12 protein-coding genes are annotated in these 14,505 nt (G+C 43.0%); all 12 read right to left on the reverse strand.

Going from position 1 to position 14,505, the window contains the following annotated elements:
* Positions 1–1,038 (reverse strand): M42 family metallopeptidase, encoded by a 1,038-nt coding sequence (locus tag D7D54_RS04605; RefSeq protein ID WP_120718919.1) that lies wholly within the window; start codon positions 1,036–1,038, stop codon positions 1–3.
* Between the two features lie 97 nt (positions 1,039–1,135).
* Positions 1,136–2,461, reverse strand: a complete 1,326-nt coding sequence (gene brnQ, locus D7D54_RS04610; RefSeq protein ID WP_162496589.1) for a branched-chain amino acid transport system II carrier protein — start codon at positions 2,459–2,461, stop codon at positions 1,136–1,138.
* 275 nt (positions 2,462–2,736) lie between these two features.
* Complete coding sequence (locus D7D54_RS04615; protein ID WP_120718921.1) at positions 2,737–3,024, reverse strand: rhodanese-like domain-containing protein; 288 nt, start codon at positions 3,022–3,024, stop codon at positions 2,737–2,739.
* 114 nt (positions 3,025–3,138) lie between these two features.
* Entirely contained in the window at positions 3,139–3,717 is a 579-nt protein-coding gene (locus tag D7D54_RS04625; RefSeq protein WP_020902097.1) for a uracil-DNA glycosylase family protein, read from the reverse strand.
* 53 nt (positions 3,718–3,770) lie between these two features.
* Positions 3,771–5,171 carry a dipeptidase PepV gene (gene pepV, locus D7D54_RS04630; RefSeq protein ID WP_020902098.1) on the reverse strand — a complete coding sequence of 467 codons (1,401 nt, stop codon included), beginning with the start codon at positions 5,169–5,171 and terminating at the stop codon, positions 3,771–3,773.
* A gap of 13 nt (positions 5,172–5,184) precedes the next feature.
* Positions 5,185–5,790, reverse strand: a complete 606-nt coding sequence (locus D7D54_RS04635; protein ID WP_023947890.1) for a nitroreductase family protein — start codon at positions 5,788–5,790, stop codon at positions 5,185–5,187.
* A gap of 174 nt (positions 5,791–5,964) precedes the next feature.
* Positions 5,965–6,819 (reverse strand): metallophosphoesterase family protein, encoded by an 855-nt coding sequence (locus D7D54_RS04640; RefSeq protein ID WP_020902100.1) that lies wholly within the window; start codon positions 6,817–6,819, stop codon positions 5,965–5,967.
* Positions 6,809–8,656, reverse strand: coding sequence for an excinuclease ABC subunit UvrC (gene uvrC / locus D7D54_RS04645; protein ID WP_020902101.1), 1,848 nt, complete (start codon positions 8,654–8,656; stop codon positions 6,809–6,811). Before uvrC ends, D7D54_RS04640 begins: the two co-directional genes overlap by 11 nt.
* Positions 8,657–8,694: 38 nt before the next feature.
* Entirely contained in the window at positions 8,695–9,396 is a 702-nt protein-coding gene (locus D7D54_RS04650; protein ID WP_120718922.1) for a M57 family metalloprotease, read from the reverse strand.
* A 62-nt stretch (positions 9,397–9,458) separates the two neighbouring features.
* Complete coding sequence (locus D7D54_RS04655) at positions 9,459–10,238, reverse strand: alpha/beta hydrolase (protein WP_120718923.1); 780 nt, start codon at positions 10,236–10,238, stop codon at positions 9,459–9,461.
* Between the two features lie 67 nt (positions 10,239–10,305).
* Positions 10,306–11,967 (reverse strand): ribonuclease J, encoded by a 1,662-nt coding sequence (locus D7D54_RS04660; RefSeq protein ID WP_120718924.1) that lies wholly within the window; start codon positions 11,965–11,967, stop codon positions 10,306–10,308.
* A 170-nt stretch (positions 11,968–12,137) separates the two neighbouring features.
* The gene (gene recJ / locus D7D54_RS04665; protein ID WP_162496590.1) at positions 12,138–14,360 is read right to left on the reverse strand and encodes a single-stranded-DNA-specific exonuclease RecJ; all 2,223 of its coding nucleotides are present in this window, start codon (positions 14,358–14,360) and stop codon (positions 12,138–12,140) included.
* Positions 14,361–14,505: the final 145 nt, after the last annotated feature.

Consider the following 14,505-nt stretch of genomic DNA (forward strand, 5'->3'; position numbering starts at 1 on the left):
TTAGTCTACCAATACGCTCTTAAGATAAGCATCGACCATTCGTTCTGTTGCGGCCACCGAATCAATATGAGTACGCTCATAAGAATGACTAGACTCGATACCAGCACCTAGAAGGGCATGTTTGACTTCTGCACCTGCAGACATAGCTGCTGAAGCGTCCGAACCATAAAATGGATAGATATCCAACTTAAATGGAATATCTTGCTCTTTCGCCAAAGCCACCAAGTGTTGACGGAAGTCATAGTGATAAGGTCCAGAAGCATCCTTGACACAGATAGACACTGTATATTCGTCAGTTTGCTGGTCATCTCCCATAGCTCCCATATCCACAGCCAGATATTCGACTACCTGAGCAGGAATATTAGAGTTAGCACCGTGTCCCACTTCTTCAAAGACTGAAAAAGCAAAATGAGTTGTTACTGGCAATTCAATCTTCTCTTCCTTATAAACACGAAGCAGGTTAAGCAAAATCGCTGCGCTGACCTTGTCATCCAAATGACGAGACTTGATAAAACCTGTCTCTGTCACGACAGTTCGTGGGTCAAAGCTGATAAAATCACCGACCTCAATACCAAGAGCACGAGTTTCTTTTTCACTAGTTACTTTGGCGTCCAAACGCACTTCCATATTGTCTTGCGTGCGTTCTGCAGTTCCTGCATCCTTATAGACATGGCAAGAAGTTTGGTGGATAAGGATGGTTCCTGATACTTTTTCACCTGCACTAGCCACATGAACGGTACAGTTTTCTCCTTCAATCATGTTCCAAGGAAAACCACCGATACGATCCAGTTTGAGACGACCGTCTGGTTTGACAGCACGAACAATAGCACCCAGCGTATCCACATGGGCAGTCACATAGCGATGCTCCTCATCATTTTGACCTTTGATAGTCACATTGACACCACCCTTAGCTGTGCGAACCGGCTGGTAACCAAAACCTTCTATAGTCTTGACTAAATAGTCCGAAATCTCCCGAGTGAAGCCCGTTGGCGACGCAATGGCTGTCAGTTCTTTGATATATTCTACTGTTTGATTCATTTCTTCACCTCTTTTGCTACCTATTATAACACATTTATCATCGGATAAAAAAAGAAAATCACTCCTGCAGACTTTGCTACAAAAGTGATTTTAGTGATTATTCCATTTCAAAAACATCGCTTTCTTGCTTGTTTGGTAGAACCAATGAGAGCAAGATTCCGACAACGGCTGGTACTAACCATGGGAGTGATGCCTTGGCAAAAGGAAGAGAGTTGACAAGATTCGCAAGAAACTCAACCTTAAACGAGCTTCCTAATACACTTGCAATGGCAATAGCTGTAACCACAGCAATTGTCAACTGCATACCTGGTTTTGAAAGAGCCACAAATTTGTTGACAATGACAATCATAACGATGGCAATGGTGATTGGGTACAAGATAACCAGTACAGGGATTGAGTACTTGATAATCGCATCAAGACCCAAATTAGCAATGGCAAATCCGATCAAGGTAAAGGCTGTCGCATAAACCTTGTAGCTGATTTGTGGGAAGCGTTCATTAAAGAACTCAGCTGTTGACACAATCAAACCAACTGTTGTTGTGAAGCAGGTTACGGTAACCATAGCTGCAAGGAAGAGTTGGGCTGTTGAGCCAAAGATTTCTTGAGTAGCTTGTGACAAGATGTAAACACCTGGTGTTCCACCCTTCATCGCTTCAGCTGGTACTGGGAAATGATTTCCAAGGAAACCTAAACCGATGTAAAGAGCGCTAAAGGCAAGGGCAACAACGATACCAACCACCCAAATAGTTGAAATGTATTCTTTCTTACTTGAAAATCCAAGTTGTTTCAAGGTTTGAACTGCGATTACACTGAAGGCAACTGAGGCAAGGGCATCCAAGGTATTGTAACCTTCTAGGAAACCTGTACCAAAGGCAGAAGCTTGATAAGCAGCTGAAGCAGCTTGAGGACTTGTTCCACCATATTTGAAAGCTCCTAAAACAACCAAGATAACAATCAAAATCGCAAAGACTGGCGTTAAAATACGGCCGATACGGTCTAAGATTTTTGATGGATTAAGCGAAATCAAATAGGCTGCTGCAAAATACAGAACTGTAAAGACAATCAAACCAAGACCTTTATTTGCATCCGACAAAAGAGGGCTAATCCCTACTTCGTAAGCTGTTGTAGCTGTACGTGGGATAGCAAAGAATGGACCGATTGACAAGTAAAGAACTGAGAGGTAAATAGTCGCAAACCAAGGCGCTATCTTTGTAGAAATCTCGTAGATATATCCTTTAGGATTTAGCGTTCCAATAATAAGAGTCAAGACGGCGATACCAACGCCTGAAAAGACAAAACCTGCGATGGCAGGAAGAAAATGTTCTCCAGATAGAGCACCTAGAGAAGGCGGAAAAATCAAGTTCCCCGCACCAAAAAATATTCCAAACAGGAGTAAACCTGTTAGGGCACCTTTTTTAGCCATGAAAATCTCCTTCATATTTATAAAATACTGACCTAGTATATCATGAATAGGAGTATGAAAAAAGCTTCACGAAGTAAATATTGAATGTTTTCAAGATTCTCAAAAATGAGAATTGTCTAAAAATAACATCCCCTACCCAGTCCACGCCAAGTAGGAGAAAATTCTAATGTTTATACTCTTCGAAAATCTCTTCAAACCACGTCAGCTTCACCTTGCCGTACTCAAGTACAGCCTGCGGCTAGCTTCCTAGTTTGCTCTTTGATTTTCATTGAGTATTAAAGTTCTTCAAAGGCCATCATACCACCTTGAACATTGATAACCTCATAACCTTGTTCAGCTAGGAATTGACAAGCACGCGCCGATCTCATTCCAGATTTACAAATAACATAATGTAACTGATCCTTGTCCAATTGATCATAAGTATGAGCTAATTGACTCAGAGGAAGATTCTGAGCACCTTCTAAATGAAGAGCTTCAAACTCATCCACTTCTCTCACGTCCACTAAAGAAAGTTGGTCATTTTGGTAAAGCTGGTAAAATGCGTCAAAGGTTATTTCTTTCATTCTTTTTCTCCTAATACTCTTCGAAAATCAAATTCAAACCACGTCAGCGTCGCCTTACCGTACTCAAGTACAGCCTGCGGCTAGCTTCCTAGTTTGTTCTTTGATTTTCATTGACTATAAAATGGTTTTAATTCTTTTTTTCAAATCTGGCACCACTTCTGACTCAAACCAGGGATTTTTGGCCATCCAGATTTGATTTCGCGGTGAGGGGTGAACTAGTGGAAAATAGGTTGGCAGATAGTTCTGGTAATGTTTTACCCGTTCTGTCACCTTGCCACTAATTTTTTCCTGTAAATAGTAGGCTTGAGCATATTGTCCAATCAAGAGGGTTAGCTGAATGTCAGGCAATTCTTTCAAGAGCTGAGGATGCCATTTTTCAGCAAAACCAGTTCGCGGTGGCAGGTCACCTGACTTGCCATGCCCTGGAAAGTAGAAATCCATTGGCAAAACCGCAAAATAACCTGAATTGTAAAAGGTATCTTCATCCACACCTAGCCAGTCTCTCAGGCGGTCACCACTTTTGTCCTTCCAGTAAAGGCCTGCTTCTTGGGTTTTAAGTCCCGGTGCCTGACCGACGATATTGATGCGAGCAGTCTTTGGCGCTGCAAAGAGAGGTTCTATTCCACGTTCGGTATAGCTGGCATTCTGCGGATCCGCCATAATAGCCTGCTTGATTCTTTCAATTTGAGACATCTACTTTCCCTCCAAAAAGAAGTCTAAGCATACAATCTCAGACTTCTATCGTTTTATTTGATCAATTCATAAATAGCTTCGGCATAAATTGCTGCTGCTCGGAAGAGATCATCCAAGGCGATAAATTCATTGGCTTGGTGCATGGTGTCAATTGAGTCTGGGAACATGGCACCGTAGGCAACTCCGCGTTCGAGCAAACGACCAAAGGTTCCACCACCGATAACTTGCTCGTGACCTTTAAGTCCAGTTTGTTTTTCATAGACATTCAACAAGGTTTGAACAAGTGGATCTTCCATTGGCACATAGTGAGGCGTGTGACCGTGTTCAGAAAGGCTAACAGAAGCAACTGGCAAGTTTTCAAGGATTGACTTGATTTGCTCTGGACTTGTTCCTTTTGGATAGCGGATATTAAGGGCAATGGTATTATCAGCGCTTGTTTCATCAAAGCGGAAGACACCGGCATTCATAGAAAGGGCACCCATCTTTTCATCCACATGAGCAATCTTGAGATTTTCACCCTCATGGTCGTTCAAGAGAATCTTACCAGCGATGTCAAGGTAGTCTTTAGCTGGACCAGCAAAGTCAAACTGGCTAAGGAAGAGGGCTAGGTAAGTCGCACCATTGACACCTGAAGCAGGCATAGCACCATGGGCTGATTTACCAATAATGGTCACCTTGTATTGACCGTTTTCTTCTTGGAGTTCTCCTCTAAGTTTGTGTTCTGCAACAAAGGCATCTAGTTTAGCTTGCAAGTCAGTCAAGTCGCCTGAAACAACTGCTGTTGCTGATTCAGGTACCATATTTTCACGCAATCCACCTGTGAAGCTGTGAAGACGGGCAGCACCTGCATTTTCTCCTGCAAAGTGGAGGTATTCAGTAATATTTCCTTTTTCACCGTTGATGATAGGGAATTCAGCATCTGGAGAGAAACCGAAGTCTGGTTTTGCAAGTCCTACGTGCTCGAAGTAGTAATCCATATCTGCCCAGCCTGATTCTTCGTCCGTTCCCACAATAAAGCGAACTTTCTTAGAAGTTGGAAGGCCCAATTCTTTGATGATTTTCAAGCCATAGTAACAAGCCGTTGTAGGACCCTTATCATCAGAAGCACCACGAGCATAAAGGCGACCATCTTTGATAGTTGGTGTGTAAGGGTCTGTGTCCCAACCGCTACCAGCAGGCACTACGTCCATGTGGGCAAAGATTCCGAGAACTTCTTCTCCATCACCAAACTCAAAATGTCCTGCGTAGTTATCAACATTCTTAGTTGGGTAGCCATCGCGGTCTGCGATTTCAAGGAATTTTTCCAATGCTTTTACCGGCCCAGGTCCAAATGGATGCTCAGCATCAACCTTGCTGTCGTCACGTTCAGAGTTGATTTCCAAAAGGCTAAACAAGTCAGTCAAGAGGTCTTCTTTACGTTTTTCTACTTCTGCTGTAAAATCAATTACTGTCATTTTTTTCTTCTTTCTATCTTTTCTCGATGATTTCATCTACTGGCAAGCGGTAGCTTGGTTCCAATTTTTCGTCTGTGTAACCCACTGTAATCAAGAGTTCTGGGCGGAAACGGTCTTCGATGTCCAAAACTTCATTGATTTTTGATTTGTCAAAACCAAGAATCAGATTTGATCCGATTCCTTGGTCTGTAAGAGCGAGAACCAAGTTCATAGCAACCAAACCTGCATTGAGGGCTAGGTAGTCGCTGATTTGTTGTTCATTGTAACGCGCAAACTCTGCTGGAAGATTTTTCATAAAGTACTGAAGTTGTTCTTCTGAGAAGTTCTTTGCTCCACCAACACGGGCAATCTTGCGAGCACGTTTAGCCAAATCTGTGTCAGTAAACAAGGCAATAGTTACAGGCGCTGATGATACCTGTTCAAAGTTTGAACCGTAGGCCAATTTTGCTAGTTCGGCATTTTTCTCACGCACCACTACAAATTTCCAAGGCTGGCTGTTGTGGGCACTTGGTGCCAAGGTCGCAATTTCGATAGCCGTACGCACATCTTTTGGATCAACTGGCTTATCAGTGAACTGCTTAGTCGCATGACGTTTTTTATTTAATTCAAGAAATTTCATAATCGATTTCCTTTTCTAATTCTACTGCTTCCATTCTACCATATTTTGAAAGAGCTTGCAGAGATTTTTCATAGAAACAAACTGCAGCAAAAATAAGAAACAAAATGAAGCCCATCATTTAAATCAGGGACTCCCCTCATCCAGTTCCAACTATTTTTCAGCTGCTTAAAGAAACTAGTCTATCTTATATTCTGACTTTATAGCCTCCAAGAAATCTTTCACATCCTCTACATACCCATGCTTTTCTATTAAGCTTGCTAAGAGTTCCAGATTGTGCCCCTGATAGTTGTCTTCTCGTCGTAGCTCTTCATACATTTCGATAAAAGGAAGCCCCTTGGATTTGGCCAATTCTAACTCCGCTTCATAGTCATAAGCGACTTTACGAAATAGGATATTTACCAATTCCCCATCTTCAACTTCTATCACGGTATACTGGGCACGGTGATTTTTTAACGCCTCCCAATCAAAATAAGGCATACCAATCGAACCTGGATTGATGATTTGTTGCCCCTGACTTCCATAACGAAGCAATTGCTTGTGAACATGACCATAGACTGCCACGTCCGTTTCCTCATCTATCAGTTGGTCAAATTTTTCTGTATCATTCCCAACCAACAAGTCACCCCCATAATTTTTGTCAGGTAAATTATGTGAGAGAGAAAAACGCAATCCCTCAACTTCTTTCTTTTCCAGCAAAGGCAAGCTTCGTAGCCAGACAATCGTTGCAGGATCCATTCGCTCCATCAAAAACTGGGTCATTCGCATTGACTGGATTTCTTGTGGATGTTCCAAACCATATTCACCATCCAAGGCCTCAAGGACACAATCATCCCAATTGCCTCGAACACTGGCTGTGATAGGAAGATCCTTTAACAGAGCGACCAAGTCATTTGCACCTGGACCAGGGAGGAAAATGTCTCCCAGAAGCCAGTATTCACTGACTCCTTGATTTTTAGCATCTGCAATCACTGCTTCTAAGGCTGTCGTATTGCCATGAATATCTGATAAAATTGCAATTTTATGATTCATTGTGTTCTCCTTCTGTTTGGTAATCTACTCTATCTTCTGCCACTTGAGACAACTCCACTTCTTCCTGCGAGTTCAACTTTCTTTGCACAGCCTCTGCTACTGCTCTTGGTACTCCAACTTCGACAATCTCATCCACACTGGCTTCCTTGATTTTGGTCAAAGACTTGAAATGCTTCATAAGATTCTGCTTGCGTTTAGGTCCCAGACCGTCAATTCCATCCAGTTGTGATGAAAAGGAATTTTTGGAGCGCAGTTGACGGTGGAAAGTAATGGCAAAGCGGTGTACCTCATCTTGGATGCGTTGAAGGAAGAAAAATTCCTGAGAATTTCTAGACAACTCCACCACCTCTAGCGGATCTCCAAAGAGCAATTCATGGGTTTGGTGCTTGTCATTTTTTTGCAAACCTGCAATGGGAATATCCAAACCCAGTTCCTCTTGGATGACTTGCTTGGCGATATTGACTTGACCTTGTCCTCCATCAATGACAATCAAATCTGGAGGAGTTAAACCGTCACGCTGTACTCGACCATAACGTCTGCGAATAACCTCACGCATACTGGCATAGTCGTCTGGTCCAACGACAGTCTTGATTTTATACTTACGGTAATCCTTCTTACTAGGTTTCCCGTTGACAAAGACAACCATGGCTGAAACAGGACTGGTCCCCATGATATTAGAGTTATCGAAGGATTCAATGCGGACTGGGGTCGGTATTTGGAGCAAACGTCCTAGATTTTCAATAGCCCCCTGAGTCTTTTCAACAGATTTCTCTAGCAGGTTGAATTTCTGCTCCAGACTAACACGAGCATTTTTTATGGCTAGATTGACCAGCTGTTTTTTCTCTCCACGCTGGGGTTTGAGAATCTTGGCATCTACCAAGGCCTTAACGGCTTCTTCATCGATATCCTGCGGAATCAGCACCTCATTGGGAACTAGGTGAGATTTTTCTTGATAAAATTGTCCCACATAGGTTAAGAAGTCCTCGTCCGGATCGTTGTAGTAGGGAAAAAGATTGACATCGCGCTCAATAAGCTTGCCCTGACGGACAAAGAAAACCTGCACACACATCCAGCCCTTGTCCACATAGTAGCCAAAAACATCGCGATTTTGGAGATCCTTAGCCATGACCCGTTGCTTGGTTCGAAGCGTTCCAATGGCCTGAATCAGATCACGGTATTCCGCCGCACGTTCAAATTCCATTGCCTGGGCTGCCGTTGCCATCTTTCCCTTGAGGTCATCAATAATTTTGTCATCTTGCCCTTTTAGGAAATCAGAAACCTCCTGAGCCATGGACTTGAAATAGGCCTCATCTTTCTTACAGATGGTGTGGGCCATACACTGACCGATATGGTAATAAAAGCAAACCTTAGACGGTGGATTGGTACACTTTCTAAAAGGGAAAATTCGATCCAGCAACCGCTTGATTTCATTGGCTGCCCCCACATCTGGATAGGGACCAAAGTAGAGACCTCCGTCCTTCTTGACCTGTCGGGTAATAATCAAACGAGGATAGCGTTCATTGGTGATTTTGATGAAAGGATAAGACTTATCATCCTTGAGCATGATATTGTACTTGGGCTTGTTTTCCTTGATCAGGTTGATTTCTAGGAGAAGCGCCTCAATATTAGACTCCGTAACAATAAATTCAAAATCCACAATTTCAGACACTAGAGCCTCTGTCTTAGTATCATGACTTCCACGGAAATAAGATCTCACGCGGTTACGCAGATTTTTAGCCTTTCCTACATAGATAATGGTGCCGTTTTTATCCTTGTGAATGTAGCAACCAGGGCTGGTCGGCAGGAGCTCTAGTTTTGATTTAATCAAGTTATTCATAGTTCCATTATAGCAAAAAAGTAGGGAAAAATAGTCCCCTACTCATTGGTCTCATATATTTTTCGGAGGTTTGCAACATCCTCTTCCTGGATACCATAAAAGGAACCTGCAGGTTGCATCACAGACTTCTCATCTGTATGATCCAAGCCAATCGCATGCCCCAACTCATGTTCTGCCGTATGGACAATGCGCTCATAGGAATAGCCATAGTTAGGATTGGACAGATAATAGTGATTCAACCGCACCGTGACAGACAAGAATTGTCCTGTTAAGAGATTAGTCTGACTTTCCGCCTCTCCTGCCACAGGAGTGCCTCCGTCATTCATCTCCGTAGCCATAATATCTGCCTTACTAGACTCAGTCACAATTTCAAAGTTAAAAGCACCAGTTCGATTCCAGTTCTGAATCGCTTCTACATAAGCCTCTTGAAAACGTGAATCCATCTGAGGATCCAGGTAAATACGAGCAGAAGCTTGCGGCCACCTTCCTTCAGAGTGTTGGTGGCTATCTGTCTGGTTCAACTTAGGCAGTTGCCCAGTTTTTTCCCATCGGTCAATACTTTGTTGACCAATCTTTACTGACCGTTCTACTTGCTTTAGCGCTCCTTGAAAATCCCCGTTCAGATACCAGAGAAGACCGAAAGCAAGAGCACATAAGAGCACAACTATCCAAACCAGGCGCCAAAACAAACGCCACACAAAAGAAAAGAAAGCCCCTATCAAACGAAAAATCCAGCGCATATCCTTCCACCTTTCTAGAAAATAAAGACTATTTTACTAAAACAAGCTGAAAGAAAACTAAATTATGACAATCTCTCTTCTAATTTGAAATCGATTGGCAGGGTTGCTAAGAACCGTTCCAAATGTTTTTCCCAGTAGTACCACTCGTGAGTTCCAGCACTATGGCTATAGGTCACATTAAAGCCCAGTTTTTTGAGATTATTCACTGCTAGATTATTGGCTTCGTACAAGAAATCCTGCTCGCCACACCAAGCCCACAGCTTGGTCTTTTTATCCGATTTTTTAGCCAGACTTTCAAGAGAATAGGGGCTAGCTGTCCAATCCTTAATCTCCCCAAACACACCTCTCCAATACGCTGGTGTTCCCAGATCTTGACTCTCAGGAGAAAAATCTTGAAAGCTAAGCGCACCTGAAAAACTAGCTGCATGAGAAAAACGATTTGTAGCAAGAGCCAATTTGAAACAGCCATAGCCTCCCATAGAGAGGCCAGCGATAAAGGTCTTTTCACGCTTGCTAGTCATATTAGGGAAGAAGCGTTTCAGAACCTGTGGCAATTCCTCTGCTAGAGCTGTGTAATAGTCAAAACCATATTGGGTATCGGTGTACCAACCGTTGCTGGTATTGGGCATGACAACGATGAGATTGGTTCCTCGAAGCAAGCGTTCTACATTGGTCCGCTTGAGCCAGCTATTATGATTACCAGACATCCCGTGCAAGAGGTATAAGACGGGAATATCTTGACACTCTGGTTCTTCAACTCGATTGGCATCAGGATAGAGGACATTCACCCCCCACTCCATATCCAAAACTTGTGAGTAATACTCGATTTTCATTACTGCCATAATTTTTTCCTCTATTTTTCTATAAGAAAAAGCCGAAACTCGACTTTCTCTCTGTTTATTTCAACAATTATTTTGCTTCCATGACTACTGGTAAAATAGCTGGACGACGCTTGGTTTGGTCAAAGAGATACTTGGTCAGATTATCACGAACCTTCCCTTTAAGATCTGCCCAGTCAAAGTCATCTCCTTGCAGATAGTCTTCTACAGTTTGGTTAATCAATTCTGAACTTTCACGGAGAATATCGCGACTCTTCTTGAGATAAACAAATCCACGTGTATGAACACGAGCTTTGGCCACAATTTTCTTCTCACGACGATTAACTGTAATTGCTACGATGAAAATACCGTCCTCTGACAAGACCTTACGGTCACGAAGAACCACATTACCAACATCACCAATGGCATTCCCGTCAATCAAGACATCCCCTGCCGAAACCGCTCCAGCTGGGACAAAGTCCCCATTCTCATAAGCCATGCTGGTTCCCTTTTTAGGGATGAAAATGCGTTCTGGCAACATCCCAACTGCCATAGCAGCCTTAGCATGGGCATCCAACTCGCGGTATTCCCCTTGAATCGGGAAGAGATACTTGGGTTGCAAGAGATTGATCATCAACTGCAAATCACGCGCATTTCCGTGCCCTGACACACGCAAGCTTTGAGTGATCAATTTGACAACACCGCCAGCTTGGTAAATCATATTTTCCACACGCGCCATGACTGCTTCCTTGGCGATAGACGGAGTGGTTACGATATAGACTAGGTCACCGTCCTTGATTTCCACATAACGGTGGCGACCAATCGACATCTTGCGAAGACCATTGATTGGCTCACCCATACGACCTGTCTCAAGGATGATCAACTCATGGTCTTCAAAACGAGACATATCTTTTGGCTTAATCAAAAGACTCTCGTTAGCTAGAGACAATTTCTTAAGACGAATAGCAGTGCGGACGATATTTTCAATATCAAATCCCGTCAAAACAACACGACGGCCTGTTGCATCTGCAGCATCAAACACCTGCTGGATACGAGATAGGTTGCTGGCTACTGCTGCGACGATGATACGACCATCCCAATCAGAAATGGTTTGAGTGATCTCGTCCCCAACTTCACTTTCGCTAGCCACCTGGATATTGCTATCCGCATTGGCTGAATCACTAAGCAAAGCTAGAACTCCGTCACGACCGATTTCTGCCAAACGAGCGAAGTCTGTCGCATAGGATTCACTAGCTGTCTGGTCAAATTTGAAGTCACCTGTATAAACGATGCTACCTTCAGCTGTCTTCAAGACAACACCCAGACTTTCTGGGATAGAATGGGTTGTACGGAAGAAGGAAACCACAGTCCCTCCAAAATCAATCTCTGTATCCTCATCGATGACATGGAAATCATTAAATTTCTTAACCGCATCATTCCCTTTGACAAAGAGTTTGGCCAACTCAACAGTCAACTCAGACCCAAATACAGGCACCTTGGCTTCCGCCAAGAGATAAGGCAGAGCACCAATGGCATCCGCATGTCCATGGGTCAAGAAGACCCCTGCGATACGGTCACTATTTTCAAAAAGGTAGTCCATATTTGGAATGACGACATCCACCCCTAGTTGTTCATTCTCAGGATATTTTAGACCTGCATCCAAAACGAAAATAGACCCATCGATTTCAGCGATATACATATTTTTCCCATTTTCACGCACACCACCAAGTGTTGTTAAACTGATATTACTCATTTTTCCTCCGAAAGCTTAGTTTATCTTGATTATAGGGTTGCTTACCCTCTTATTCTAAAAGCACTACTTTTAGCCGAATCTTTTCCTACCATTATACCATTTTTTTAATGATTTTCAAAATGAAGATTTGTTTTCAAAAAAGAGCTGGTTGCCCAACTCTTTCCTACGACCTACTCTTTTTCCATTAAAAAGTCATAAATTTCTTGCACAGTACCCAGCGCCATCATTTCTTGGTCTTTGACGGTTTGTTTGAGATTTTGGTAAATCTGACTTTCTCCGATTTCCCGCTTTGGCGCCTCTTTATTCACTGTCATGACCCCATCTTTGATCGTCACAAAGCCTAGCTCTTCAAATACTTGAATCATCTTAACCAGCAAGATTTGCTGAATATTGAGATAAGCAGCCAAATCTTTCAGCTTATAGCGAATATCAAACTCCGGGAACTGGTAGATAGTCTTGTACAATTTAGCAAACTGTTCTCTAGTCCCATACCCTGTCAGATAGTAGGCCTTGTCAATATCATTCTTGAAATAGACAGCAGAGAAATTTTGTTCCTGAAAAATGGTCTTCAGCTGAGTAATATCCTCAGGTATGGTTTTTACGACAACCGCTTCACTAGTCGCTAAATTCGGCAACTCTCCAGTAAAATCTAAGACTGGAACTCCTTCTGGCAAGACTGCATTTTTCCCACGAATGTTAAAAAGTTGAACACCCTCCACCCGCGCATCCACCATCATCAACTGGAGGGCAGTTTGGCCATTCCATTGGTTGACAGACAATTTGACTGCCAACTCTAGGTTCTTGGTTTGAGAAAACTCTGTTGCCCATCTTCCTTGGCCAAAAGCTACCACTTCAAAACTAGCTTCACCCTTAGAGATTTTCAGCTTGAGATGGGCATTGCCTGCCCCCATGGTACGGGCACTTTCGACTTGAAAATTTTTGATATAAAAGACAGGTTTCTGATTGTCCATTCCAAAGGGAGCTAAACGTTCAAAACTTTTGACCGTTTCCAAGCTAAGTGTCTCCAAATCCAATTCTTCATCTAGATTTAACTTGTTCTTACCACTAGCAACTGCACCTTTTTCACGGACATAATCTTCCAATACTTGAGATAAATCTGAAAGTTTCTCAACTTCCAGCGTCATGCCAGCTGCACCAGCATGGCCACCGAAGGCTATAAAGAGGTCTCGATGAGGATCCAGAGCCTCAAAAATATCCACTGCTTCCACACTACGAGCACTACCCTTGGCACGACCGTCTTCTATATTAAGCACAATGACTGTCTGCCCTAGTTCTTCCAACAAACGACCAGCTACGATTCCTAGAACCCCAGGATTCCAGCCTTCCTTGGCCAAGATTTGGACCTTCTTCTCAGGATCCACCATGGTCTTAGCTTCTTCATAAATAGACTGAACGATCTCCTTGCGCTCTTCGTTTTTCTGATGAATCATGAGGGCAATCTCGTGAGCTTCCTCGTCGTCAAATCCAGTCAGCAAATCAATGGCAGGATTAGGATCATCCAACCGCCCCAAGGCATTCAAACGAGGGGCAATCTGGAAACCAACTGTTTCTTCTGTCACTTCATTGGAAGCAATCCCAGCCATGTCCAGCATTTCTTGCAGACCAATACGCTGAGTATGCCCCAACATTTCCAGACCATATTGAACCAAAATACGATTCTCATCTGTCAAACTGACCATATCTGCAATGGTACCAATAGCAACCAAATCAAGCAATTCCACTTGCACTTCTTCTAACAAAGCACAAGCCAACTTGAAAGCCACTCCACAGCCAGCCAAATATTTGAAAGGATAGTCCGCATTTGGATGCTCAGGATGGACAATAGCATAGGCATCTGGTAAGGTTTCAGGCATGGAATGGTGGTCAGTCACAATGACATCTACTCCCATAGACTGGGCCAATTCAATAGCCTCGTGACCCGCAACCCCATTATCCACCGTCACAATCAAGGAAATTCCTTCTTGCTCGATAAAATATTTGTAAACACTGGCATTAGGTCCATAACCGTCGGTAAAACGATTAGGAAGGTAAACACGGCACTCAGCACCAAGCTGTTCCAAACTTTCCTTCACAATAGAAGCCGAAGTCATACCATCCGCATCGTAGTCTCCATAAACGAGGATATTTTCCCCTTCTTCAATGGCCTGACGAATCCGTTCCACTGCCTTGTCCATATCATGGAGCAGATAAGGGTCATGCAAGTCCTCCAAGGAAGGTTCTAAAAACTTCTTCAGACTTTCTTGGTCCCGAATCCCTCTTTCAAACAATAACCGAGCCACCTCAGGACCCAGTCCAGCCTTCTTGGCTATTTTTGTAAAATCCGCATCTTCTACCTGCGGGGCAAACTGCCATTCATAAGTAGGTGTTATCAAAAAGACATCCACTCTTTCTAAGAATTCTATTGCTTCATTATAACATGATTTAGGCTTTTTCTCTATCCTGATTGCTTTGTACGAAAATTTTACTAACTTTTTTCTGATATGATTTGACAAGGTAATTCTTTTGGTGTAAAATCAT

The sequence above is a fragment of the Streptococcus chosunensis genome (genome assembly GCF_003626515.1).
Classification (GTDB): domain Bacteria; phylum Bacillota; class Bacilli; order Lactobacillales; family Streptococcaceae; genus Streptococcus; species Streptococcus chosunensis.